This window comes from Viridibacillus sp. FSL R5-0888 (assembly GCF_038009105.1).
Lineage (GTDB): Bacteria > Bacillota > Bacilli > Bacillales_A > Planococcaceae > Viridibacillus > Viridibacillus arenosi.
This window is the reverse complement of the sequence record NZ_JBBPAU010000001.1, coordinates 1-26,869: the sequence shown is the minus strand read 5'-3', so window position 1 is coordinate 26,869 and position 26,869 is coordinate 1. Positions and strand designations below refer to the sequence as shown.

Below are 26,869 nucleotides of genomic sequence, written 5' to 3'. Positions count from 1 at the left end.
TCTTGTATGATGTTAGTATAATGAAAATTGACCATATAAAAAGATTCAGTTTACACGTAAATCATATGGTCAGAAGAGGTGATATGATGGATATGCTTATGTTTCAGCTAGAAAGAAACTCTATTAAACCTATGTACGAACAGCTTTACGAAGGCATTAAGAAGGGCATTACAGAAGGTACAATACCAACTGAATCTAAACTCCCTTCAAAAAGAAAATTAGCTGAATTTTTAAATATTAGTCAAACAACAATTGAACTCGCCTATGCACAATTGCTAGCAGAAGGCTTTATTGCCTCAATGCCTCGCGTCGGATATTTTGTAGAAGCTGTTGAAGAACTTGCTTATGTAGAAAAAGATATTCAACATCCAGCGATTCCACCTTCCTTATCCCGAGAAACATTTAAAATAGATTTTAACCCGGGACAAATTGATACAGAATCATTCCCATTCCATCTATGGAGGAAATATGCGAAGGAAGCAATTGATGAGCAATCTCAAGATCTATTACTAATTGGCTCGCCCCAAGGAGAGCAAGAATTACGCGAGGAAATTGCAACGTATTTATATCAATCAAGAGGTGTTATATGCGCACCCAATCAAATTGTAATTGGCTCTGGAACAGAACAACTTATGCCTATGATTATTCGCCTCCTAGGAGCCTCTTCTCGCTTTGGAATTGAAAATCCAGGTTATCCTTTAACCCATCACATATTTAAGCAAACAGATCGTCCTGCTATACCGATAAATGTAGATGATGAAGGTCTATTGGTCAATGATTTGGAGAACTCTAAGGCTAACGTTGTCTATGTCACGCCTTCGCATCAATTTCCGACTGGCGCAGTATTATCTGCCCCGCGTAGAGCACAGCTTTTAAACTGGGCTTCTCAAAAGGATGATCGTTATATCATCGAAGACGATTATGATAGTGAATTTCGTTATATTGGGAAACCAATTGCTGCATTACAGGGAATGGATAAAAGTGACAGTGTGATTTACATAAGTACCTTTTCTAAATCACTCATGCCTTCGCTACGTATTGCCTATTTTGTACTACCTCCAAATTTAGTAGAAGTGTACAACCAGGCATTTAATTACTATACATCGACAGTACCTCGCTTTGAACAGCATATTCTCGCACAATTCATGCGAGATGGCCATTTTGCGAAGCATTTAAATCGAATGCGTAAAATCTATCGTAAAAAATTAGAAAAGCTTACAATAGCTCTAGAACCATTTTCACCAACAGTTAAAATTTCAGGTGAACAAGCAGGTATGCATATCGTACTAACAATTTCTCACACAAAAAATGCAACAGAATTGAAAGACTTGGCTCAAGAAAAAGGTATTCGTATTATACCTATTCAGGAATATATGATGGATACAATTCTAAATGGAAAATCGGCACAGTTTCTCCTTGGTTTTGGGGGAATCAAAGATGAAGAAATTAATCAATCTGTGCAACAATTAATGGATGCTTGGGGAATTAAGGCATAATAAAAAGGCAATCGTCGTGATTGCCTTTTTTATATTAGAATATTTTATTCCATAAATCTGAGAAGAAGTTACCAATACCTTTGAAAGCTCGGGAAATCCAGCCAGACTTCTCAACAGTATTTGTAGTGACTACCTCTGCATTATTTACTTCTCCATCGATAAATCCATAATCTTTACCTTCGGTTTTTTCGATTTCAACATGTCCAACAACAGCACCTTTTTTAACAGGTGCGTCTAGTTCTTTTTTATCTAGTACTAATTTTGGTTTATATAAATCTCTATCTGAAGTTTTTACCATAATTGAAATTGCTTCTTTTGTAGCAATATTCACTTTATCTTCTTTACCATCAATTACAGGTATCGATTTTTGTCCTTTAAACGTATAGTTGGCCGGGACAATTTCTTCTGTAGTAAATTGATTGAAACCATAGTCGAATAATGCGCGTGTTGCATCAAAACGAGCTTTATATGTTCCTTCACCTTTAGCATCTACAGCATCTAAAACAACTGCAATTAGACGTGTTCCGTTGCGTGTTGCAGTACCTGTGAAACAGTAACCAGCAAAATCAGTTGTACCCGTTTTTAATCCATCTACACCTTCATATTCAAATACAAGACCCGGTAGCATGAAATTCCAGTTAGACATTTTAATTGCATCATCTGTACCTTCACGGAATGTTTTTTTCGTAATGCTTGAAGTTTTCAATACATCAGGGTGATCTTTTAATAAATGATAAGCTAATTTAGCAACAGATTTTGCGGGCATCTTATTCTCAGCAGTTTTACCAGTACCTGCTGGTTCCATACCGTCTAGTTGTGCATTATTTAAGCCTGTTGAGTTAACGAAAGTATAATTCTTCAAACCCATTTTTTTTGCTTTTTTATTCATCATGTTCACAAATTCTGTTTCTGAGCCAGCAATTGTTTCTGCAATTGCAATAGTCGCTCCATTTGCTGAGTAAATTGCCATTGCTTCATATAATTCACGAATTGTATATTCACCGTCAGCACGTAGAGGCACGTTACTAAGTGCACGATTTTGGGAAATTTTATATGCATACTCTGATACTTTATATTTTTGATCCCAAGTAATTTTACCATCATTAATTGCATCTAATAATAGATATTCGGTCATCATTTTTGACATACTAGCAATTCCTAAAGACTTGTCCGCATTCTTTTGGTATAAAATTTTACCTGAGTCTGCATCGATTAAAATGGCACCTTTAACGCGCAAATTCAGCTCGTCTTCTGCATTCGCTGCCTTAGGTATTGTTACAAACATACTTAACAGCAAAGCAGAAACCATGATTAATCGTAACCATGTGTTTTTTCTTGATGTTTTCACCATAATACCTCCATATGTGTTCATATTACTCCTCTTACTCCGCTCATTTTAACATAGATTCAGGGCTCGCAACTACGGTGTATAAAAAAACACCCTTTCTACATCTAGTTTTGACGTAGAAAGGATGGGAAAGTCTCGAAATTATGAGATTGAGTAGTTTGGTGATTCTTTCGTGATCTGAACATCATGTGGATGACTTTCACGTAAACCCGCACCAGTCATACGAACGAACTGTGCATTTTCGCGTAGATCACGAAGATCTTTCGTTCCACAATACCCCATACCTGAGCGAATACCTCCAACTAATTGGTGGATTGTATCTGCTAGAGGTCCTTTGTAAGGAAGACGTCCTTCAATACCTTCTGGAACAAGTTTCTTTGCATCTTCTTGGAAGTAGCGATCTTTTGAACCTTTTTCCATAGCTCCTACTGAACCCATGCCACGATATACTTTAAAGCGACGGCCTTGGAAGATTTCAGTTTCCCCTGGAGATTCAGAAGTACCTGCAAGCAAGCTACCTAGCATTACTACATGTCCACCAGCAGCTAAAGCTTTAATAATATCACCTGAGTATTTAATACCGCCATCAGCAATAATTGTTTTACCTTGTTTACGAGCTTCTGCCGCGCAATCATAAATTGCTGTAATTTGAGGTACACCAACACCTGCTACAACACGAGTTGTACAAATTGAACCAGGTCCAATCCCTACTTTAACTACATCAGCGCCAGCTTCGTAAAGAGCTTTTGTAGCCTCACCTGTTGCAACGTTACCAGCGATAATATCTAATTCTGGGAATGCTGCGCGTATATCTCGTACTACTTCTAAAACACCTTGTGAGTGACCATGTGCTGTATCAATTACAATTACATCTACTTGTGCATCTACTAACTTTTGTACACGAACCATAGAATCTTTCGTAACACCAACTGCAGCACCTACAAGTAAACGACCTAAATGGTCTTTAGCAGCGTTCGGGAATTCCATAACTTTTTCTATATCTTTAATTGTGATTAAGCCTTTTAAGACGCCTTCATCATCAACGATTGGTAATTTCTCGATTTTATATTGTTGAAGTATTTTTTCTGCATCATCTAAAGTTGTTCCAACAGGAGCTGTAACTAGATCTTCTTTAGTCATAACTTCTTCAATTTTTTGGGAGTAATCTTGTACAAAGCGTAAATCACGGTTTGTAATAATTCCTACTAATTTAAGGTCTTTATCGTTATTTACAATTGGAACACCGGAAATACGGTATTTACCCATTAAATGTTCTGCATCAAATACTTGATGAGTTGGTGTTAGGAAAAACGGATTTGTAATAACTCCATTTTCAGAGCGTTTTACTTTCTCTACTTGATCCGCTTGCTCTTCAATGCTCATATTTTTGTGGATGATACCAATACCACCTTGACGAGCCATAGAAATTGCCATTGGTGCCTCAGTTACTGTATCCATTCCAGCACTAATAATAGGGATATTCAATTTAATTTTTGGTGTTAAATTAACTGATAAACTTACATCTTTCGGTAATACTTCAGAATGTGCTGGTACAAGTAATACATCATCAAACGTTAAACCTTCTTTGGCAAATTTCGTTTCCCACATTTCGGTAACTCCTCCTGTTTTGTAAAAGAATATTAATTGTAAGATTAACAACGTGACTATTCACTTGTCAAGGACTCTGCGATAAATAAGATTATTTAGAATTGTTCACTTCAATACAGATTTTAAGTCATTTTCAATTTTAGTAGGTGAAGTTTGAGGTGCATAACGAGCTACAACCTTCCCCTCTTTATTTATTAAGAACTTAGTGAAATTCCATTTAATTCCCTCTGTTAGTAAACCTTTTTTCTCTGAAACTAAGTGTTTGAATAGTGGATCAGCATTATCACCCTTTACATCCACTTTTGCAAACATTGGAAAGTTTACTCCATAATTCTTTTGGCAAAATTGCATTGTTTCATCGATATCTGCAAACTCTTGATTATTAAATTGATCACAAGGAAAACCTAAAATTTCAAATCCTTGATGGTTATATTTTTCATACATTGCTTGTAATTCTTTAAATTGTGGTGTAAAACCACATTTACTTGCTGTATTGACAATTAACAACGGTTTACCAGTAAAATCACTTAAATTTTTTTGCTCTCCATCTACCTTTTTAACCGTAAAATTATAGACTACTGTCATGTTCCATACCTCCTGTTAGAATAAATTCTGCCATTCTATTTGATTGTACTTCTTTTAACCATATGTTCTATTTAATATTTGTACAAGAAAAACGAATTCAAATAGAGTATTTATATATAAATCGAGATAGATACATAGGGTTCCTGAATATTCTTTTCATTCTACGTTTAGGTAATGTATTTTAATGGAATATAAACCTTCTAAATTAAGTACAACATTATACTTAATTATAAATATAAGTAATAAAAAAAACACAACTGATTAAATCAGCTGTGCTTTGATGTGCCTAGCAACGTCCTACTCTCACAGGGGGAAACCCCCAACTACCATCGGCGCTAAAGAGCTTAACTTCCGTGTTCGGCATGGGAACGGGTGTGACCTCTTTGCCATCATCACTAGACTATATTAGAGAACTTGTTCTCTCAAAACTGGATAAATTACATTGAAGTTCGTTAAGTAAAATTTGGTTAAGTCCTCGATCTATTAGTATTCGTCAGCTCCGTATGTCGCCACACTTCCACCTCGAACCTATCTACCTCATCGTCTTTGAGGGATCTTACTTACTTGCGTAATGGGAAATCTCATCTTGAGGGGGGCTTCATGCTTAGATGCTTTCAGCACTTATCCCGTCCACACATAGCTACCCAGCGATGCCCTTGGCAGAACAACTGGTACACCAGCGGTGTGTCCATCCCGGTCCTCTCGTACTAAGGACAGCTCCTCTCAAATTTCCTACGCCCACGACGGATAGGGACCGAACTGTCTCACGACGTTCTGAACCCAGCTCGCGTACCGCTTTAATGGGCGAACAGCCCAACCCTTGGGACCGACTACAGCCCCAGGATGCGATGAGCCGACATCGAGGTGCCAAACCTCCCCGTCGATGTGGACTCTTGGGGGAGATAAGCCTGTTATCCCCGGGGTAGCTTTTATCCGTTGAGCGATGGCCCTTCCATGCGGAACCACCGGATCACTAAGCCCGTCTTTCGACCCTGCTCGACTTGTAGGTCTCGCAGTCAAGCTCCCTTATGCCTTTACACTCTACGAATGATTTCCAACCATTCTGAGGGAACCTTTGGGCGCCTCCGTTACTCTTTAGGAGGCGACCGCCCCAGTCAAACTGCCCGCCTGACACTGTCTCCTACCCCGCTAAGGGGCATGGGTTAGAAGTTCAATACATCTAGGGTAGTATCCCACCAACGCCTCCTCCGAAGCTGGCGCTCCGGAATCTCTGGCTCCTACCTATCCTGTACAAGATGTATCAAAATTCAATATCAGGCTACAGTAAAGCTCCACGGGGTCTTTCCGTCCTGTCGCGGGTAACCTGCATCTTCACAGGTACTATAATTTCACCGAGTCTCTCGTTGAGACAGTGCCCAGATCGTTACGCCTTTCGTGCGGGTCGGAACTTACCCGACAAGGAATTTCGCTACCTTAGGACCGTTATAGTTACGGCCGCCGTTTACTGGGGCTTCAATTCGCACCTTCGCTTGCGCTAAGCACTCCTCTTAACCTTCCAGCACCGGGCAGGCGTCAGCCCCTATACGTCACCTTACGGTTTTGCAGAGACCTGTGTTTTTGCTAAACAGTCGCCTGGGCCTATTCACTGCGGCTCTCTCGGGCTTTCACCCTACTAGAGCACCCCTTCTCCCGAAGTTACGGGGTCATTTTGCCGAGTTCCTTAACGAGAGTTCTCTCGCACACCTTAGGATTCTCTCCTCGACTACCTGTGTCGGTTTGCGGTACGGGCACCTTTTACCTCGCTAGAGGCTTTTCTTGGCAGTGTGAAATCAGGAACTCCGGACATACGTCCTCGTCATCACAGCTCAACGTTATAGAAATGGGATTTGCCTCATTTCACGCCTCACTGCTTGAACATGCATAACCAACAGCATGCTTACCCTATCCTACTGCGTCCCCCCATTGCTCAAATGGTAAATAGGTGGTACAGGAATATCAACCTGTTGTCCATCGCCTACGCCTATCGGCCTCGGCTTAGGTCCCGACTAACCCTGAGCGGACGAGCCTTCCTCAGGAAACCTTAGTCATTCGGTGGACGGGATTCTCACCCGTCTTTCGCTACTCATACCGGCATTCTCACTTCTAAGCGCTCCACCAGTCCTTCCGGTCTGACTTCACAGCACTTAGAACGCTCTCCTACCACGGACATCTAAGATGTCCATCCACAGCTTCGGTGAATTGTTTAGCCCCGATACATTTTCGGCGCAGCGTCACTCGACCAGTGAGCTATTACGCACTCTTTAAATGATGGCTGCTTCTGAGCCAACATCCTGGTTGTCTAAGCAACGTCACATCCTTTTCCACTTAACAATTACTTTGGGACCTTAGCTGGTGGTCTGGGCTGTTTCCCTCTTGACTACGGATCTTATCACTCGCAGTCTGACTCCCGTGCATAAATCACTGGCATTCGGAGTTTGTCTGAATTCGGTAATCCGGGATGGACCCCTAGTTCAAACAGTGCTCTACCTCCAGGATTCTTTATCACGAGGCTAGCCCTAAAGCTATTTCGGAGAGAACCAGCTATCTCCAGGTTCGATTGGAATTTCTCCGCTACCCACACCTCATCCCCGCACTTTTCAACGTACGTGGGTTCGGGCCTCCAGTAAGTGTTACCTTACCTTCACCCTGGACATGGGTAGATCACCTGGTTTCGGGTCTACAACCACATACTCATTCGCCCTATTCAGACTCGCTTTCGCTGCGGCTCCGTCTTCTAAAACTTAACCTCGCATGTAATCGTAACTCGCCGGTTCATTCTACAAAAGGCACGCTATCACCCATTAACGGGCTCTAACTACTTGTAGGCACATGGTTTCAGGATCTATTTCACTCCCCTTCCGGGGTGCTTTTCACCTTTCCCTCACGGTACTGGTTCACTATCGGTCACTAGGTAGTATTTAGCCTTGGGAGATGGTCCTCCCAGATTCCGACGGAATTTCACGTGTTCCGCCGTACTCAGGATACACTCAAGAGAGAATGAACTTTCAACTACAGGGCTGTTACCTGCTCTGGCGGGCCTTTCCAGACCGCTTCGTTTAACTCATTCCTTTGTAACTCCATATAGAGTGTCCTACAACCCCAAGAGGCAAGCCTCTTGGTTTGGGCTATTCCCGTTTCGCTCGCCGCTACTCAGGGAATCGATTTTTCTTTCTCTTCCTCCAGGTACTTAGATGTTTCAGTTCCCTGGGTCTGCCATCAAGACGCTATGTATTCACGTCAAGATACTGCTCCATTACGAACAGTGGGTTCCCCCATTCGGAAATCTCCGGATCAAAGCTCACTTACAGCTCCCCGAAGCATATCGGTGTTAGTGCCGTCCTTCTTCGGCTCCTAGTGCCAAGGCATCCGCCATGCGCCCTTAATAACTTAACCTAAAAGTTAGTTATTAAGCCTAAAAAACTTAATAATAAAAAATGTGTTACTTAATTTGCTTCAATGTCGTTTTATCCAGTTTTCAAAGAACAAGGTTTTGAAGATCATTTTACAATGAGCCTTCAAAACTGAACGCAAGACGTTAATCGACAGATCCAAGATCTGTTTCCGTAATTATCCTTAGAAAGGAGGTGATCCAGCCGCACCTTCCGATACGGCTACCTTGTTACGACTTCACCCCAATCATCTATCCCACCTTCGGCGGCTGGCTCCATAAAGGTTACCTCACCGACTTCGGGTGTTACAAACTCTCGTGGTGTGACGGGCGGTGTGTACAAGGCCCGGGAACGTATTCACCGTGGCATGCTGATCCACGATTACTAGCGATTCCGGCTTCATGTAGGCGAGTTGCAGCCTACAATCCGAACTGAGAACGATTTTATGAGATTAGCATACCCTCGCGAGTTAGCGACTCTTTGTATCGTCCATTGTAGCACGTGTGTAGCCCAGGTCATAAGGGGCATGATGATTTGACGTCATCCCCACCTTCCTCCGGTTTGTCACCGGCAGTCACCTTAGAGTGCCCAACTAAATGATGGCAACTAAGATCAAGGGTTGCGCTCGTTGCGGGACTTAACCCAACATCTCACGACACGAGCTGACGACAACCATGCACCACCTGTCACCAATGTCCCCGAAGGGAAAACTCTATCTCTAGAGCGGTCATTGGGATGTCAAGACCTGGTAAGGTTCTTCGCGTTGCTTCGAATTAAACCACATGCTCCACCGCTTGTGCGGGCCCCCGTCAATTCCTTTGAGTTTCAACCTTGCGGCCGTACTCCCCAGGCGGAGTGCTTAATGCGTTAGCTGCAGCACTAAGGGGCGGAAACCCCCTAACACTTAGCACTCATCGTTTACGGCGTGGACTACCAGGGTATCTAATCCTGTTTGCTCCCCACGCTTTCGCGCCTCAGTGTCAGTTACAGACCAGAAAGTCGCCTTCGCCACTGGTGTTCCTCCAAATCTCTACGCATTTCACCGCTACACTTGGAATTCCACTTTCCTCTTCTGCACTCAAGTCTCCCAGTTTCCAATGACCCTCCACGGTTGAGCCGTGGGCTTTCACATCAGACTTAAGAAACCACCTGCGCGCGCTTTACGCCCAATAAATCCGGACAACGCTTGCCACCTACGTATTACCGCGGCTGCTGGCACGTAGTTAGCCGTGGCTTTCTAATAAGGTACCGTCAAGGTACGTTCAGTTACTAACGTACTTGTTCTTCCCTTACAACAGAGTTTTACGATCCGAAAACCTTCATCACTCACGCGGCGTTGCTCCATCAGACTTTCGTCCATTGTGGAAGATTCCCTACTGCTGCCTCCCGTAGGAGTTTGGGCCGTGTCTCAGTCCCAATGTGGCCGATCACCCTCTCAGGTCGGCTATGCATCGTTGCCTTGGTAGGCCGTTACCCCACCAACTAGCTAATGCACCGCGGGCCCATCTAGTAGTGACAGCCGAAACCGCCTTTCAGCATTTTGCCATGTGACAAAATGGATTATTCGGTATTAGCCCCGGTTTCCCGGAGTTATCCCAATCTACTAGGTAGGTTGCCCACGTGTTACTCACCCGTCCGCCGCTAAATCAGAAGAAGCAAGCTTCTTCATCATTCGCTCGACTTGCATGTATTAGGCACGCCGCCAGCGTTCGTCCTGAGCCAGGATCAAACTCTCCATAAAAGTAGTTTGAAAGCTCATTAGCTTTGCTAGCGTATCATCCGAAGATGATATCTATTTTTGTTTTGATCCACCAACAGAGTTGATGTTCAAAAACATTTATTGATTAACGTCTTGCATGTTCAGTTTTCAAGGTTCATTTTATCGTGTTGTTTTGACGACTTATAAATCTTAACATTTATATCTTCAACTGTCAACCGCTTTTTAAAAAGTTTTATTTGAAAGTAAAGTTATTAAGTTTTGTTAAGTACGTCTTAGCGACAAGTAATATAATATAACACTTTCGATATAACTGTCAACACTTTTTAATAAAAAATGAAATTCTATCCCTAAAATATAAAACTACTTATCTTTCTAAAGAGTTTCTTCCTATAGAACGACTTAATTAAGGGATAGAATTAATAAAGCTATTCGACGATTAATCTTTCGATATATAATATACGATTCCTTGATAAGTCTATAATTTCTGATGTATCTATTAACTTTACAACTGGACGAGTAGGGGTATCCTTATTTACAAAAACAATTGTTGCTAATGCAAAATTAGATAATTCTACTTTTGTTCCTAACGGTAAATCAGCTATACAGCTAAACAATGTGTGGACAACTTCAATATTAAATTTACCGAATTGCGATTCGCGAATCATTTCTAATACTTTAAATGATGATTCCTTTTCTCTGTATACTCGTTCGCATGTCATAGCATGAAAAACATCAGCTACTGCAATAATATGAGAGTACACAGCAATGGAATTACCTTTCTCACCTAATGGATAACCACTACCATCTAATCGCTCATGATGCTGATATATAGCAATTTTCATATCAGATTTTAAAAGAGGAATATCTTTCACTAATTGTGCACTATAAAAGGGATGTTCTTGAATTTCTTTAAGTTCTAGCTCAGTTAAAGCCCCTGCTTTTTCAAGAATCTTTTTATTTACTTTTGCCATACCGCAATCAGCTAAAGCAGCTGCACTGGCAATTTGAATAATATCACCTTTTGTTAAGCCCATCTTATGCGCAATTACAGCCGAGATTAAACTCAGTGCAACTGAATGATGATAAATATAGTTTTTAGAATCTGAAAGTTCATTCAACGAAAAAATAAGTGCACGATCTCTTAATACATAATCTATTAACGGAAGTATAATAGTACGAACCTTTACAATATCAACTTTACTGCCCGCCTGCCATTTAAAAAATTCGGCTTTAAATTCCGCAACACTCTTTCCATATTGGCTAGCAAATGGTGTCATACTTTCTACTACCACTTCATCTTCCTTAACATTATCAGGAACTACCGTAATTTCCTTTTCTTTTTTTTCAATGATTGATGTAGTGAGCACTGGAATTTTTGGAATTTGGAAAGCCTGAAATACAATTAAATGCTCTCTAGTAATTTTAGTATCTTTATATACAATAGGATATTGTGTATTTGCCATTATATCTTCGGCCACAATACTACCCAATCGCAAATCAGCCACTTTCACTAATGTAGCGCTCATATGCACGCACTCCTTTAAAAGATAATTAATTTGTCCTAGTATATATTGTATCTAAAACTTACTTTAATTGTAATATAAATATTCAGTCCTTTTATCAAATTAATTAAATTTTTGTTAGAACAAAAAAACTCCGAGCATTGCACATATAGTGCAGTTGCTCGGAGTTTCTTTAATTTGATTACATACTTTGTTATTTAATTGGCTCTTCAGCAGTAAGTTCCAATTGGTTTAAATCAGATTCGTTAACCCAGTCTTTATTGTAGTTTTTCACACGTTTGTTAACTGGCATGATTTCTGTGCGGTAGTAAATTGGGAATACTGGCGCTTGTTCAGCCATGTAGACTTGCCAATCCTTAAATGCCTTTGCACGGTATTCTGGATCAATTGCTTCTTCAGAATCAATATTAGCTAGTAATTTATCTAACTCTGGAGAAGTGAAACGACTATAACTGTAAGATGCATCACGCGCATAAATACCTGATGGAGATGGGTTAGTACCAGTACCCCACGCAGCCATATATACGTCAATATCTTTGTCATCAGCTTTTACTTTATCGTAGAAACTGTTGAATTCGATTAAACGACCTGTTGTTAAAACAACATTTAAACCAGCATCTTTCCAATTTTGCAAGTAAAATTGCATCATAGCTTCATCTTTATCATCGCCAGCCATACCAGCAAGTTTGATTTCAAGTTTTTTACCGTTTTTATCTTCTCGTAATCCATCACCATCAACATCTTTATATCCTGCATCATCTAATAATTTTTTTGCTTTTTCAGGATCATATTTGAATCCTTCTAATGAATCGTCATAGAATGCAGAGAATACTGGTGGAATCAATGAGTTAGAACGTGTACGTAAGCCACCATAATATTCTTCAGCTACTTGCTCAACATCCATTGCATATGCAAATGCTTGGCGTAGACTAACATCTCCCATTTTAGCGTTTGGATCTGTTACGTTTTCACCTTTTTTAGTGTCAAACTTACCAAGTTTAAAACCAACATAAGAGTAAGCCAATTCTTTACGACCTAGTACTGTTAAGTTTTCTAAATCTTTAACTGCATCATAATTCGTTGATCTATACGATGTAGCGATGTCATACTTACCAGCTTTTAGACCTTCTGCAATTTGAGTTGAAGGAACAGTTGTTAAAACAACTTTATCAATTTTAGGTTGGCCATTCCAGTAATGTTCGTTAGCTAAGAATTGTACTGATTCACCATTTACAATTTTATCAAATTTAAATGCACCAAGAGTAACTGGTGTTTTACGGATTTTATCCGATTTGATTAATTCTTTGATTGCTACGTCTTTTAAGTAATGTTTTGGTGCTGCATAGCCCCATAAACCGTCACCACCATTATAAATAGCTGGTGATAATTTTTTGAATGTAATTTCTAAAGTTAAATCATCAATTTTTTTCAAACCTGAGATAGTTTTTGCTTTACCTGCATGGTACTCTGTAGCACCAATAATATTTTTGAAATCCCCATCATAACGAACACCAGTGTAATCTTTGTGACCAATGATCTCATATGGGTAAATAACGTCGTCTATAGTTAAAGGTTCACCATCAGACCATTTTACGCCTTCACGAATTTTAACCGTTACTTTTTTGTTATCAGCGTCTACTTTTAATGAAGCGATACCTTCATCACTGATTAAGAAATCTTCTTTTGTCTTAAAGATTGAATTACTTGCAAAGGCCATAATTTCACTGTCATATGCATCTTCGTATAATTCCGCTGAGAAAATCCCTTTGAACGGTGAATCATTTACAAGAGCGACTTGTAAAGTACCACCTTTGATTGCCTCGTCATTGTTTTCTACAGCTACTGGGAATGCGCTTGTATCTATTTTTTCTTCATCTTTCGGCTTATCCCCGCCACCGCTAGATTCATTTTTCTTGTCTTTGTCTCCGCCACATGCTGCTAAAACTAACACTAAAGCTAATAGCATAGAAACTAAAAACCAATTCTTTTTCTTCATCTTTTTTCCTCCTTTATCATCCTAATCTCTGCCTTGCATCTGCTGAACGACGTAAAGCCTGTCCAACATAATTTATTCCTAACATCAATACTAAAATTAGTAATGCTGCAGGTAACCAAACCCATAACTTCGTAGACAATACTTCGGGATTTGCTGCGTAACTAACAAGAGTTCCTAAACTTGGTGTTGATGGTGGTAAACCGAAGCCAAGGAAGGATAATCCTGTTTCAATGCCGACATTTCCTGCAAAGTTCAATGTCAATTCAACAATAATAAGAGAACTTATATTCGGCATGATTTCTTTGAAAATAATAGTTGAATTACGAGTTCCCATTGTCTTAGAAGCACTAACATAATCTCTTCTGCTTTCTGATAGGGATTTACTACGTATAAGTCTTGCAGTACCTATCCATAAGAAGAGACTCATTATCAATATAAAAGTCGTTACAGTATATTTAGGAATAATTGTAACGAACACGATAATAATCATAGTCGTTGGCAGTGTCAAAAAGAAGTCAATAATACGCATAAATATATTATCGATAAGCCCACCAAAGTAGCCTGTTACTAAACCTATAACAACACCGGCAACTCCAGTGATAATCGTAATAATAATTGCAATTGTAATTGAGTTTCTAGCCCCAATAATTAATTGCCCTAAAATGGATCGCCCACCATGGTCTGCTCCAAGTATAAAGCCGTCACCTGGTTCCGCATATTTACCTCTTATGCTAATACGCATTAATTCCTCTTGATCAATGAAAAATGAGGCTACGTAAATGCCTACAATGATTAACCCTAATAAAATTAAAGAGAACATTGCTAGTTTATCTTTTTTAAACTCCCTTAATATGACTTGGAATCCAGTCGGTGGAGAGCTAATTGTATCTTTTGTCGTGATTGCAGTACTTTCTGTTTGCTGTGTCATCTCTATTCACCTCTCCTTTGTCATTAAGATTCATCATTCTATCCGAATTCTTGGATCAACAATACTCATAATAATATCGGACAGTAGACTACCTAATAATGTTAAGAAGCCGAATAGCATGACAAGCGTTGTAATTACGCTATAATCACGCGATGCAATAGATGAAATAAATAACTGCCCCATCCCCGGGTAGCCAAAGATTGTTTCGATAAATACTGATCCGCCCAATAATCCTGTAATAGTAAATCCGAAGAAGGCAGCGATTGGTAATAATGAGTTTCTAAAAATATGTTTAGTATAAACTTTCGAAATCGGAAGACCTTTACTTCGTGCTGTCTTAACATAATCCATTGATTTCGAATCGATTATTTCCGAACGTAAGTATTGAATTACTCCAGTAGTAGCTAGTAATGCATAAGTGATAGCTGGCAAAAGCATATGATACACTTTGCTCCAGAAATAGCCCCAAGTACCAGGATCGTGAGAAACATCCACCGTTCCGCTAGTTGGGAAAATTGGAATATGATACCCAAACATAAATAAGAAAATCAACGATAATACAAATGTAGGAATCGCATAACTAATAAAGCTATATAAAACAATTCCCTTATCTAACAACGAATCCTGATAGCGTCCAGCCAAAATACCTAACGGAATGGCAATAGCATATAGTAAAACAACACTTAATAACGATAGCCAAAATGTATTTAAAGCACGCTCACCAATAAGTGATGAAACCGCTACTTTAAATGTATAGCTATCACCAAAGTCACCTTGGAAAGCATTTGTAATCCAATTGTAGTATTGGACATACCAAGGATCATAGAATCCAGCTTTTATCCTTAACTCTTCTATTACGTTTGGATCTGTTTCTGGTGTTATTAACCCTGTAAACGGATCACCAGGCATAAACTTCGCCATGACAAAGATAAGTAGACTAAGGACAAATAACTGTGGAATCATAACTAAAAATCGTCTTAATACTGTTTTCCACATTTCAATTGCCTCCTTTTTCTTGCGTATTCATGGCAACCGAATGCGTACTACTTAATTGTTTTAGAGCATAGACTTTGCCATTTTCATCATAATACTTATGTTGTTCCGTTTGATAAAGTGCTTCTACTCCTTGACGCTCTGCTTTGCGTGCAATACGAGTAGAAGGTTCAATATTAGGTATTGCTGATAATAAGCGCTGTGTATATATATGTTGAGGATTTTTATAAACATCCTCACGACGACCAGTTTCAACAAAGCGCCCCTTATACATAATTGAGATATGATCACACATATGTTTTACAACACCTAAATCATGCGAGATAAATAGATAACTCAAGCCATATTCCTGTTGAATATCCTTCATAAAGTTTAATACTTGAGCCTGTACTGATAAATCAAGCGCCGAAACAGGTTCATCTGCAATAATCATTTTTGGATTACAAGCAACTGCTCGTGCAATACCAATACGCTGCTTTTGTCCTCCTGAAAATTCATGCGGATATTTATATTTAGCGTCCTCTGGCATCCCTACAATTGCTAGCAATTCATTAATCCGTTTATTTTCCTCTTGATCACTTAACTTCAAAAAATTCCGAATTGGCTCAGCAATTATATCTTTAATACGTTTTCTTGGATTCATACTAGAATGTGAATCTTGGAAAATCATCTGTATATCTCTGTTATATGGTGAAGTTCTTTCGCGACGTTGATTAGTAACATTTTCTCCTTCATAAATAATGCTACCCGATGTAATTTTCTCAAGTCCGATAATTGCTTTCCCTGTGGTTGATTTACCAGAACCAGATTCACCAACTAGACCATATGTTTTACCTTTTTCAAATTCCATGCTAACACCATCAACTGCATAAACATGATCAACAACTGTATTGAAAAAGCCACCACGAATTGGGTAATGTACACATAAATCTTTTATTTGCATAAAACTCATCTTAGTTGTCCCCCTTCTGCACCTTCGAAATCAAAGTGTTTCCAGCAAGTACATCTTACAAGGTGACCAGGGGAAACTTCATGTAATACTGGGTCTTCCTCATGTGTATCTGCAGCAAGCCACGGAATTCGAGATGAAAAACGGCATCCTTGACGCGGTAAATTTTTAAGTGATGGTACTAAACCTTTAATTACTTGAAGTTTCTCATTTTCGCTATTCATCTGCGGAATTGAGTTAAGTAGTGATCTTGTATAAGGATGCTTAGGGTTATTAAATAACTCCTCTACTGGCGCTTCTTCAATAATTTGACCTGCATACATAACCGCAACACGATCTGCAACTTCTGCAACAACTCCAAGGTCATGTGTAATTAATATAATCCCACTCTTTGTCTCTGCTTGTAATTCTTTCAATAAATCTAGTATTTGTGCTTGAATCGTAACATCCAGCGCAGTTGTTGGCTCATCTGCTACGATAATAGCTGGTTTACAAGCAATGGCAATGGCAATCATGACACGTTGACGCATTCCCCCTGATAATTGGTGTGGAAACTGATTTGCTACTCTTGCAGGATTAGGTATTCCAACTTGATTTAACAGTTCAAGAACACGTTCTGCTCTCTGCTCTTTTGTAAACTTCGTATGGTAAACTAAAGATTCTGAAATCTGTTCACCGATTCGCATTAAAGGATTTAATGCAGATAATGGATCCTGGAATATCATCCCTATATCATTACCACGAATATCATTAAACTTATCTTCTGAAAGTCCCGCAAGGTTTAAATCTTTATAAAGAATCTCACCTGTGACTTTGGTATTGTTTGCAACGTGTAATCCAAGAATGGAAGTAGCAAGTGTACTTTTACCACAACCCGATTCTCCAACAATTGCTAAAATCTCATTTTTATTTAAGTTAATAGAAATATCATCTACAGCATTATAATATGTATCCTTTATTCGAAAACCGGTGTGTAAATTCCTGATGGTTAATAAATTCTCTGAGCTAGCCAAAATGTATCTCCTTTCAAAATCTCGTAATGTAGATAGAATATTAAGAAAATAATAACAGTGTATTGAGCGAAAATATATACATAAAATTAAATAATATGTAAATTACTTTAAAAAACTCATACAAATGTTATATATTGATTTACATTTTACACACTCATTCCAATTTTAGTCAATCTATTTAATTATTTTTTCTCAATATAGTATAAAAATATGAAAATTCAATCTATTTGTAATGTAAAGCGCTTAACAGCGTCTATTAATCTATTACTTTAAAGTAAGAAAGTATTTAAATAAAATATTTTAATATAATATACAATTTTCTATAGTATTATATTTATTCCTAGAGTGATAACACTTTTTGTCGTTTTTTGTAGAATTATAAATAAAATTTCCTAGAAAAACCCTATAATATTTGGTTTTTTTGTTTATCATGTCACCTCGTCAATTGTTCTTTCCTAAAGCCACAAAAATTACAGTTAATTTCCAATTTTAATTTCACTCTGTCTAATAAAGTTATGAAAATAATAATAAAAAAAGAACCTCGATTAGCTTTAATCGAGGTTCTTCGTATTAATAAATACAATTATTCTGTATCTGTTGGTTCAGAACTTGCATCAGTTTCTTCTACTGTTACTTCTCCTAATCCAGCAGATTCTACATTTTCATCTAACTCTTCATCTTCTTCAGATTCTTTTGCAACTTTTGCAACTGTTGCAACAAGCTCTTCATCGCCTAGACGAATTAGACGTACACCTTGTGTGCTACGTCCTGTTACAGAGATATCATTAATATCCATACGAATCAACATACCGTTAATTGTAATAAGCATTAAGTCTTCTGAACCATCCACTGTTTTCACAGCAGATAAGGGACCGTTCTTATCTGTAATTTGACAAGTTTTAATACCTACACCACCACGAGATTGAATTCTATATTCTTCTTCTGGCGTGCGTTTTCCGTAACCTTTTTCTGTTACAACTAAAATTTCTTGTCCTGGCTCAATCATTTCCATTCCGACAACATAGTCATCATCTTTTAAGCGGATACCACGAACCCCTGCAGCTGTACGCCCCATTGATCGGATGTCTTCTTCATTAAATCGTACAAGCATACCATTACGTGTACCAATGATGATTTCTTTTTTCCCATCTGTAAGACGGACAGAAATTAATTCATCATCTTCACGTAGAGATATAGCTATTAAACCATTGTTACGAATATTAGCAAAGTATGATACAGGAGTACGTTTCGTTACACCAGTACGTGTTGTGAAGATAAAGTAAGCATCATCTTCAAACGAAGGAACGCGTATCATTGCTGTTACTTGTTCATCCTTATCAACACTTAATAAGTTAACAATTGGTAAACCTTTGGCTGTACGACCATACTCAGGGATTTCATAGCCTTTTGCACGGAATGCCTTACCCTTAGATGTAAAGAATACAATTGTATCATGCGTAGACGTATTCATTAGATGTTCAACAAAGTCATCATCATTTGTACCCATCCCTTGAACGCCACGACCTCCACGTTTTTGACTTCGATATGTGTTCGCAGGTAAACGTTTGATATAGCCATTGTGAGTAAGAGTAATAACTGAATTCTCACGAGGAATTAAATCTTCGTCTTCAATCATTTCCATACCGCCAGCAGTGATTTCAGTACGACGTTTATCATTGAAACGTTCTTTCACTTCAAGTAATTCGTCATGAATGATTTTGCGAATTTTACCTTCGTCTGCAAGAATTTCACGTAATTTAGCAATTAAAGCTTGTAATTCTTGATATTCACCTTCAATTTTCTCACGTTCTAAACCTGTTAAGCGTTGTAAACGCATATCTAAAATCGCTTGTGCTTGACGTTCACTTAGGCTGAATTTTTCCATTAGGCCACTTTTTGCTTCGTCACCTGTCTGTGAGCTGCGAATTAAGTGAATAATCTCATCAATATGATCAAGTGCAATACGTAAACCTTCTAAAATATGTGCACGATCTTCAGCTTTTTTCAGTTCGAATTGCGTACGTCTGCGAATTACTACTTTTTGGTGTTCTAAGTAATGATAAAGAGATTCTTTCAAACTCAAAACTTTTGGTTGTCCATCTACTAACGCAAGCATGTTAATACCGAAACTCGACTGCATCGCTGTTTGTTTATATAAGTTATTCAATACAACATTAGAATTTGCATCTTTGCGAATATCGATAGCTACACGCATACCGTTACGGTCAGACTCATCATTAATATTTGTAATACCATCAATTTTCTTATCTCGTACTAACTCTGCAATTTTTTCGATTAATTTCGCTTTATTTACCTGGAAAGGAAGTTCGTGAATAACAATTGTATCTTTACCATTTGATTTTTGTTCTATTTCAACTTTAGCACGAATAATAATAGAACCACGGCCGGTTTCATAGGCACGGCGGATTCCGCTTCGGCCTAAGATTGTACCACCTGTAGGAAAGTCTGGTCCTGGAATAATTTCCATTAGCTCTTCAGTTGTAATTGCTGGATTATCAGAGATTGCTAAAACACCATCAATAACCTCACCTAATTGATGAGGAGGAATGTTAGTTGCCATACCAACAGCAATACCTGAAGCACCGTTGACAAGTAAGTTTGGATAACGTGCCGGTAACACGATTGGCTCTTTTTCATTGCCATCATAGTTATCTTGGTAATCAATAGTGTCTTTATTAATATCACGCAGCATTTCCATTGCGATTTTAGACATACGGGATTCCGTATAACGCATGGCAGCGGCTCCATCACCATCGACAGAACCGAAGTTACCATGACCATCAACTAACATATATCGATAGCTAAAATCTTGCGCCATACGTACCATTGCATCATAAATAGATGAGTCACCATGAGGATGGTACTTACCCATTACGTCACCAACGATACGTGCGGATTTTTTATATGGCTTATCAGAAGTACTACCTAACTCTTGCATACCGTACAAAATACGACGATGTACTGGTTTTAAACCATCGCGGACATCTGGTAAAGCACGAGAGACGATAACACTCATTGCATAACTTAAAAATGAAGTCTTAATTTCTTTACTTATGTTAATCCCCTTAACACCAGGATTATTAATTTCTGACAAAGTGCTTACCTCCCTTCACTAGCTCGTTAAATATCTAGATTTTTCACGTAAACAGCATTTTCCTCGATAAATTGACGACGCGGTTCTACTTCGTCCCCCATCAATTGTTCAAATGTGCGGTCCGCTTCTATTGCGTCATCTAGTTCAACTTGCAGTAATGTACGATGTTCTGGATCCATTGTCGTATCCCATAATTGCTCGGCATTCATTTCTCCAAGTCCTTTATAACGCTGAATACCTGGCTTTGGTAAATTTGGAAGACGCTCTAAAATTTCTTGAAGTTCTTCATCACTATAGCAATATTCAATATGTTTCCCTTGTTTTACTTGGTACAAAGGGGGCTGTGCAATATAGATATATCCCGCTTCAATTATCGGTCGCAGGAATCGGAAGAAGAATGTTAATAATAGCGTTCGAATATGTGCTCCATCGACGTCTGCATCGGTCATGATAACAATTTTATGATAACGTGCTTTTTTTAGTTCGAAATCTTCGCCGATACCAGTACCTATCGCTGTAATCATTGCTCGAATTTCAGCATTGGATAGAATTCTATCAAGACGTGCTTTTTCAACGTTTAAAATTTTACCACGCAAAGGTAATATTGCCTGGAAATGACGATCACGACCAGACTTAGCAGAACCACCGGCAGAGTCACCCTCTACGATATAAATTTCACTCTCATCAGGATGGCGAGAAGAACAATCAGCTAATTTACCTGGTAAGCTAGAAACTTCTAAAGCGGATTTACGTCGAGTAAATTCACGTGCCTTTTTAGCTGCAACGCGTGCACGAGCCGCCATTAAACCCTTATCAACAATTGTTCTAGAAACTGCAGGATTTTCTAATAAAAATCGCTCAAAACGTTCTGAGAACAATGAGTTTGTAATTGTACTAACTTCAGAGTTACCTAATTTTGTTTTCGTTTGCCCCTCAAATTGAGGATCAGGGTGTTTAATCGATACAATAGCAACTAAACCTTCACGTACATCTTCACCTGAAAGATTCGCATCTGCATCTTTAATTAGATTATTTTTACGCGCATAATCGTTAATAACTCGTGTTAAAGCTGTTTTAAATCCAGATTCATGCGTACCGCCTTCATACGTATTGATATTGTTAGCAAACGAGAAAATATTAGAGGCAAATCCAGCATTATACTGCATAGCAATTTCAACTGAAATGCCATCTTTTTCGCCCTTTAAATCAATTGCTTCATGAAGAGGTTCTTTCTTTTCGTTAATATGTTCAACATACGATTTAATACCACCTTCATAGTGGTATGTATTTGAACGTACTTCTTCACCACGTTCATCAGCAATCGTAATACTAATACCACGATTTAAGTAAGCTAGCTCGCGTATACGGTGCGCTAATATATCAAATTCATAAACTGTTGTTTCTTTGAAAATTTCAGGATCAGCTTTAAAGCGTGTTGTTGTTCCTGTTTCTTCAGATTCGCCAATAACTTGAAGTGGCTGATCTGTTTTACCACGACTAAAACTCAAGAAATGTATATGACCATCACGTTTTACATACACTTCAGTTGAAACTGATAATGCGTTTACTACAGATGCACCAACACCATGTAAACCACCAGATACTTTGTATCCGCCACCACCAAATTTACCTCCGGCATGTAGCACTGTCATGATAACTTCAACAGCTGGTTTTCCCATTTTTTCTTGATTGCTTACAGGTATACCACGGCCATTATCGTCAACACGAATCCAGTTATCTTTTTCGATTGTTACTTTAATTTCATCACAATATCCAGCTAAGGCTTCATCGATACTGTTATCTACAATCTCCCACACCAAATGGTGAAGACCTTTAGAACTTGTAGTACCAATATACATACCCGGGCGTTTACGAACTGCTTCTAAACCTTCTAATACTTGTATCTGATCTGCATCATATGCAGCAGGCTGTTTATTTTCTTCCATTGCCATTTGTTCCACCTACTCTTTCATGACATCAGTATGCGTTTTAAATTATTTTACTAACCACTGACCTGTATTAATACTAGGTTTCTTCTACCTCAACAGAACCTTGTTTCACATGAAACATTGCTGCTTCTCGGATTGTATCATGGTCAATTCCTTCAACACTTGTTGTTGTCACAAAGGTCTGAACTTCACCTTGAATAGTATTCAGTAAGTGTGACTGACGGTAATCATCTAACTCTGAAAGAACATCATCTAGTAACAAAATTGGCGCTTCCCCAACTTCTTGTTTAATAAGTTCAATTTCAGCTAATTTGAGTGATAGAGCCGTCGTACGTTGCTGACCTTGAGATCCATATGTTTGTACATCATAGTCATTCACAAGAAACTGCAAATCATCTCTATGTGGTCCAATTAATGTGACACCGCGTTCAAGCTCTCGTGGCAAGGCATCTTGTAACTTCTTCTCTAAGAAATTCGCCATTTCAGCAGTTGTCCAATGCGGGTCCATACCACTTACTGGACGATAACGAATTTGTAATCTCTCTAAATTTCGAGAGATACCAAAATGAATTGGTTCTGCCCACTCCTGGAGTAAATCCATAAATTGAAATCTTTTATGAATAACTTTTACTGCAGCTTGAATATATTGTTCGGTATATACTTCAAACATTACATCTTGCAATGCCGATTTTCCTTGGTTTTTTTTCAATAAGTGATTCCGTTGCTTTAATAGCTTTTGAAATGTTAATAGATCATGTAAATATACTGGAGAAATTTGCCCGATTTCCATATCGAGAAAACGTCTTCTGATTTGGGGACTGCCTTTTACTACAGTTAAATCTTCCGGGGCAAACATCACGACATTCATCTGTCCAATATAATCACTTAAACGGCTTTGTTCTAAATGGTTAACCCTTGCTTTTTTTCCTTTTTTAGAAAGGGTTAATTCCAAAGGTAGATGACCATATTTTTTTTGAACGTCACCTTCTATTTTACCATAATCTTCGCTCCACCGTATCAATTCTTTCTCATTCGAGGTACGATGCGATTTTGCCATCGATAAAACATATATAGATTCCATAACATTTGTTTTTCCTTGTGCATTTTCTCCTAAGAAAACATTGATTTTCGGAGAAAATGACAAGTCTAACGATTCATAATTACGGTAATTCGTCAGCTTTAACCGATCTATATACATGTTATTCTCCGTTCGTTGGACCAGTTATCTGAAATCTCCCTGTCCCAGGAATGTTCACAGTATCGCCAACATATAATTTACGTCCACGGCGATTATCTACTTCCCCGTTTACATAGACATCATTCTCTTGCAAGAACCATTTAGCCATTCCACCTGAGCTAATAGCATCTGTTATTTTTAATAATTGGCCAAGCGTTACAAATTCAGTATCAATAGCAATTTCATTCACAGTTAATTTCATCCTCTTCTATTTTTCTCTATCCCTATATTTTACCGAACTTTTGTTCATAAGTAAAAAGGATAGTCATCGAAACGACTATCCTTTAGTAAAATCAGTTATTTATGACCAGGTCATAAATAATCTTGGGAAATAATTTGTGTCTATCGTTATATCGAAATAGTTATTTTTAGTAAGTACGAACAGGTAAAATCAATTGTAATATAGCATCGTCATGTACAGAGCGAATAATAAATGGTCTCATAGCACCTGTAAATTGAATAACAACATCTTGGCCATCAATTGCTTTTAATGCATCCATCATATATTTTGCACTGAAAGAAATTTTCAATTCTTCCCCTACAAGTGAACTAACTTGAATTTGTTCTTCTACTTTTCCTACCTCAGGTGAATTCGAAGAAATTTCAATCGTGTCATCTTGCATAGTTGTAAAACGTACTACATTGTTACGATCTTCACGTGCAAGTAAAGAAGCACGGTCAATGGCTTGAAGTAAAGAGCGACCATTTACAGTCACATCTGTTTTATATTCTTCAGGAATTAGACGAGATGTATCAGGATAATTCCCTTCTAGTAAGCGTGAGAAGAATAAAACATCATTTGTTTTGAATAAAACTTGTTGGTTTGTCATAACAATATCTACAGGAGTAGTTGCATCGTTCAATATTTTACTTAATTCAGTCAAACTTTTTCCAGGTACAACAACACTAGATTGTTCACTTGGTAAATGTTCTAAAGTAACTTTTCGACGAGCAAGACGATGGCTATCAGTTGCAACACATACAAGCTCTCCGTCTTTAATTTGCCAATGAACACCTGTTAATACTGGACGACTTTCACTTGTTGATACTGCAAATACTGTTTCGCGAATAATTGATTTTAATAGATCAGCAGGAACAGTAAATTGATTATCTTCACTCAACTCTGGTAATAAAGGATATTCAGTTGAATCTAAACCAATTAGGTGAAAGTCAGATTTACCTGAACGAATACGTGTTTGGAATTTTTCTGATACTTCAAATTCAACGTCATTAGTAGGTAACTTACGTACAATCTCATTGAACATTTTTGCTTGCAACACAATTGAACCTGGTTTTTCAACATTGATTAATTGTTCGCCATTTTCTTCAACAGGTATATACGTTTGGATTGTAATATCTGCATCACTACCAGTTAAACGCATTCCTTCTTCGCTTACATCAATTTTTATTCCTGTCAAAATAGGGATTGTTGTTTTTGAACTAACTGCCTTCATGACATCATTTAGTCCATCCAATAAACGATCTCGCATGATATCAAATTTCATAAAATTATACCTCACTTATATATATTATTATTTATTAAAAGATTAATAGATATAGTAGTAGGGCCTGTGGATTTGTGGATAAGTCCAATTTAACGAATAAAATCAGCCTATCCGTGTGTAGACAGGCTGTGTATAAGTATGTTGTTAACTTTCCGGGTTATCCACAGGTTTTTACTTACCTAGCATACTCTTTATCTGTTTAATATCTTGCTGTAATTTCTGATCTTCTTTAAACATGGTTGAGATTTTCTCATGTGCATGGATGACCGTTGTATGATCACGACCACCAAATTCTTCACCAATTTTAGGTAATGAAAAATCGGTCAACTCGCGTGATAAATACATAGCAATTTGACGTGGAAATGCAATTGATTTTGTACGTTTTTTTGCAGTAAAATCTTCTAATTTCACATGAAAGTGTTCTCCAACAGCCTTTTGAATATCTAAAATTGTTACCATTCTAGGTACGGAGTTAGGAATAATATCCTTTAATGCTTGTGCAGCTAATTCAGCCGTAATATCTTGATTTACAAGCGATGAGTAAGCAACTACGCGGATTAAAGCACCTTCTAATTCACGAATATTAGAGTCAATTTGGTTTGCAATATATAGCATAACCTCATTTGGAATATCTAATCCATCAGCCTTTGCTTTTTTTCGTAATATTGCAATTCTCGTTTCTAAATCAGGTGGAGCGATATCCGTTATTAGACCCCATTCAAAGCGTGAGCGTAAGCGGTCTTCCAAAGTTGGAATCTCTTTTGGAGGTCGATCACTAGAGATAACTATTTGTTTCGATTCTTCGTGCAAAGTATTAAATGTATGGAAAAATTCTTCCTGAGTTGATTCTTTTCCAGCTAGGAATTGAATATCATCAATTAGTAGGACATCTACACTGCGATACTTATTACGAAATTCTACAGCTTTGTTGTCGCGGATAGAGTTAATGAACTCATTTGTAAATTTTTCAGATGACAAATAAACCACCTTAGCATTAGGGTTATGTTCCAATACATAGTGGCCAATTGCGTGCATTAAATGGGTTTTTCCTAAACCTACTCCCCCATATATAAATAATGGGTTATATGCTTTTGCTGGTGCTTCTGCAACGGCTAGCGAAGCAGCATGTGCGAAGCGGTTACCAGATCCAATAACGAATGTATCAAATGTGTTTTTTAAGTTCAGCATACCAGGAGAGAAATCTGGACGATCATCTTGTTTTTCTTGAACACGTGGCGATGGAATATCAAAATCATCAAAGCCTGGGTCTTGTTGAACCACAAAACGGATATGCAAATCTTTTCCTGTTAATTCTGCCAAAATAGAAGCAATTAGCTGTACATAGTGATTTTCCAACCATTCACGCCCAAATGAATTTGGCGCTGCAATAGTTACGGTATCACCCTTGTATGAAAGTAGCTTCGTGGATTTAAGCCAAGTTTCAAAGCTTGGTTTTGAGATCTTTTGTTTAACTTGTGAGAGCACTTTGTCCCATAACTCTTCTAAATGTTCCAA

16 protein-coding genes and 3 rRNA genes are annotated in these 26,869 nt (G+C 38.2%); 1 reads left to right on the top strand and 18 read right to left on the bottom strand.

The genetic code is table 11. The annotated features are described in order from the left end of the window. Window positions 1–86: 86 nt before the first annotated feature. Window positions 87–1,496 carry a MocR-like pyridoxine biosynthesis transcription factor PdxR gene (gene pdxR / locus MKY02_RS00095; protein ID WP_076035515.1) on the top strand — a complete coding sequence of 470 codons (1,410 nt, stop codon included), beginning with the start codon at window positions 87–89 and terminating at the stop codon, window positions 1,494–1,496. 34 nt (window positions 1,497–1,530) lie between these two features. On the opposite strand, the gene MKY02_RS00090 is transcribed toward pdxR, so the two are convergent. The 18 genes from MKY02_RS00090 to dnaA form a co-directional block, all read right to left on the bottom strand. Continuing rightward, window positions 1,531–2,868 carry a D-alanyl-D-alanine carboxypeptidase family protein gene (locus MKY02_RS00090; RefSeq protein WP_280521834.1) on the bottom strand — a complete coding sequence of 446 codons (1,338 nt, stop codon included), beginning with the start codon at window positions 2,866–2,868 and terminating at the stop codon, window positions 1,531–1,533. Window positions 2,869–2,985: 117 nt separating this feature from the next. Continuing rightward, window positions 2,986–4,452 carry an IMP dehydrogenase gene (gene guaB / locus MKY02_RS00085; protein ID WP_038181040.1) on the bottom strand — a complete coding sequence of 489 codons (1,467 nt, stop codon included), beginning with the start codon at window positions 4,450–4,452 and terminating at the stop codon, window positions 2,986–2,988. A gap of 105 nt (window positions 4,453–4,557) precedes the next feature. Next, window positions 4,558–5,037 carry a glutathione peroxidase gene (locus MKY02_RS00080; RefSeq protein WP_038181043.1) on the bottom strand — a complete coding sequence of 160 codons (480 nt, stop codon included), beginning with the start codon at window positions 5,035–5,037 and terminating at the stop codon, window positions 4,558–4,560. Window positions 5,038–5,321: 284 nt separating this feature from the next. Continuing rightward, a 5S ribosomal RNA gene (rrf, locus tag MKY02_RS00075) occupies window positions 5,322–5,437 on the bottom strand. A gap of 63 nt (window positions 5,438–5,500) precedes the next feature. Beyond that, window positions 5,501–8,430: ribosomal RNA gene (locus tag MKY02_RS00070) — 23S ribosomal RNA — on the bottom strand. A 184-nt stretch (window positions 8,431–8,614) separates the two neighbouring features. Continuing rightward, window positions 8,615–10,167, bottom strand: a 16S ribosomal RNA gene (locus MKY02_RS00065). Together the 16S, 23S and 5S rRNA genes form the textbook arrangement of a ribosomal RNA operon. A 404-nt stretch (window positions 10,168–10,571) precedes the next feature. After that, the gene (locus MKY02_RS00060; RefSeq protein ID WP_038178742.1) at window positions 10,572–11,672 is read right to left on the bottom strand and encodes an HD-GYP domain-containing protein; all 1,101 of its coding nucleotides are present in this window, start codon (window positions 11,670–11,672) and stop codon (window positions 10,572–10,574) included. Between the two features lie 190 nt (window positions 11,673–11,862). Beyond that, window positions 11,863–13,665 carry an oligopeptide ABC transporter substrate-binding protein gene (locus tag MKY02_RS00055; protein ID WP_038178744.1) on the bottom strand — a complete coding sequence of 601 codons (1,803 nt, stop codon included), beginning with the start codon at window positions 13,663–13,665 and terminating at the stop codon, window positions 11,863–11,865. Window positions 13,666–13,681: 16 nt separating this feature from the next. Next, entirely contained in the window at window positions 13,682–14,593 is a 912-nt protein-coding gene (locus MKY02_RS00050) for an ABC transporter permease (protein ID WP_038178746.1), read from the bottom strand. Between the two features lie 33 nt (window positions 14,594–14,626). Then, window positions 14,627–15,589 (bottom strand): oligopeptide ABC transporter permease, encoded by a 963-nt coding sequence (gene opp4B / locus MKY02_RS00045; RefSeq protein ID WP_038178748.1) that lies wholly within the window; start codon window positions 15,587–15,589, stop codon window positions 14,627–14,629. Between the two features lies 1 nt (window position 15,590). Beyond that, window positions 15,591–16,538, bottom strand: a complete 948-nt coding sequence (locus MKY02_RS00040) for an ATP-binding cassette domain-containing protein (protein WP_038178750.1) — start codon at window positions 16,536–16,538, stop codon at window positions 15,591–15,593. Further along, the gene (locus MKY02_RS00035; RefSeq protein WP_038178751.1) at window positions 16,535–17,548 is read right to left on the bottom strand and encodes an ABC transporter ATP-binding protein; all 1,014 of its coding nucleotides are present in this window, start codon (window positions 17,546–17,548) and stop codon (window positions 16,535–16,537) included. The genes MKY02_RS00040 and MKY02_RS00035 overlap by 4 nt, the downstream gene beginning before the upstream one ends. A 583-nt stretch (window positions 17,549–18,131) precedes the next feature. Further along, window positions 18,132–20,663, bottom strand: coding sequence for a DNA gyrase subunit A (gyrA, locus tag MKY02_RS00030; RefSeq protein WP_038178753.1), 2,532 nt, complete (start codon window positions 20,661–20,663; stop codon window positions 18,132–18,134). A 26-nt stretch (window positions 20,664–20,689) separates the two neighbouring features. Further along, the gene (gyrB, locus tag MKY02_RS00025) at window positions 20,690–22,615 is read right to left on the bottom strand and encodes a DNA topoisomerase (ATP-hydrolyzing) subunit B (protein WP_179078269.1); all 1,926 of its coding nucleotides are present in this window, start codon (window positions 22,613–22,615) and stop codon (window positions 20,690–20,692) included. A 73-nt stretch (window positions 22,616–22,688) separates the two neighbouring features. Continuing rightward, a complete protein-coding gene (recF, locus tag MKY02_RS00020) occupies window positions 22,689–23,810 on the bottom strand; it encodes a DNA replication/repair protein RecF (protein ID WP_038178755.1) in 1,122 nt (373 codons plus the stop codon). A gap of 1 nt (window position 23,811) precedes the next feature. Continuing rightward, window positions 23,812–24,039, bottom strand: a complete 228-nt coding sequence (gene yaaA / locus MKY02_RS00015; protein ID WP_038179148.1) for a S4 domain-containing protein YaaA — start codon at window positions 24,037–24,039, stop codon at window positions 23,812–23,814. A 178-nt stretch (window positions 24,040–24,217) separates the two neighbouring features. After that, on the bottom strand, window positions 24,218–25,354 hold the full coding sequence (gene dnaN / locus MKY02_RS00010; RefSeq protein WP_038178757.1) for a DNA polymerase III subunit beta: 1,137 nt from the start codon (window positions 25,352–25,354) through the stop codon (window positions 24,218–24,220). Window positions 25,355–25,525: 171 nt separating this feature from the next. Continuing rightward, a partial coding sequence (gene dnaA / locus MKY02_RS00005; protein ID WP_445329600.1) for a chromosomal replication initiator protein DnaA occupies window positions 25,526–26,869 on the bottom strand: 1,344 nt, incomplete at its 5' end.

What these genes read in the sequence shown, in the direction of transcription:
- pdxR (WP_076035515.1), top strand. Translation starts at nt 87, where the DNA reads ATGGATATGCTTATGTTTCAGCTAGAAAGAAACTCTATTAAACCTATG.
- MKY02_RS00090 (WP_280521834.1), bottom strand. Translation starts at nt 2,868, where the DNA reads ATGAACACATATGGAGGTATTATGGTGAAAACATCAAGAAAAAACACA.
- guaB (WP_038181040.1), bottom strand. Translation starts at nt 4,452, where the DNA reads ATGTGGGAAACGAAATTTGCCAAAGAAGGTTTAACGTTTGATGATGTA.
- MKY02_RS00080 (WP_038181043.1), bottom strand. Translation starts at nt 5,037, where the DNA reads ATGACAGTAGTCTATAATTTTACGGTTAAAAAGGTAGATGGAGAGCAA.
- MKY02_RS00060 (WP_038178742.1), bottom strand. Translation starts at nt 11,672, where the DNA reads ATGAGCGCTACATTAGTGAAAGTGGCTGATTTGCGATTGGGTAGTATT.
- MKY02_RS00055 (WP_038178744.1), bottom strand. Translation starts at nt 13,665, where the DNA reads ATGAAGAAAAAGAATTGGTTTTTAGTTTCTATGCTATTAGCTTTAGTG.
- MKY02_RS00050 (WP_038178746.1), bottom strand. Translation starts at nt 14,593, where the DNA reads ATGACACAGCAAACAGAAAGTACTGCAATCACGACAAAAGATACAATT.
- opp4B (WP_038178748.1), bottom strand. Translation starts at nt 15,589, where the DNA reads ATGTGGAAAACAGTATTAAGACGATTTTTAGTTATGATTCCACAGTTA.
- MKY02_RS00040 (WP_038178750.1), bottom strand. Translation starts at nt 16,538, where the DNA reads ATGAGTTTTATGCAAATAAAAGATTTATGTGTACATTACCCAATTCGT.
- gyrB (WP_179078269.1), bottom strand. Translation starts at nt 22,615, where the DNA reads ATGGCAATGGAAGAAAATAAACAGCCTGCTGCATATGATGCAGATCAG.
- recF (WP_038178755.1), bottom strand. Translation starts at nt 23,810, where the DNA reads ATGTATATAGATCGGTTAAAGCTGACGAATTACCGTAATTATGAATCG.
- dnaN (WP_038178757.1), bottom strand. Translation starts at nt 25,354, where the DNA reads ATGAAATTTGATATCATGCGAGATCGTTTATTGGATGGACTAAATGAT.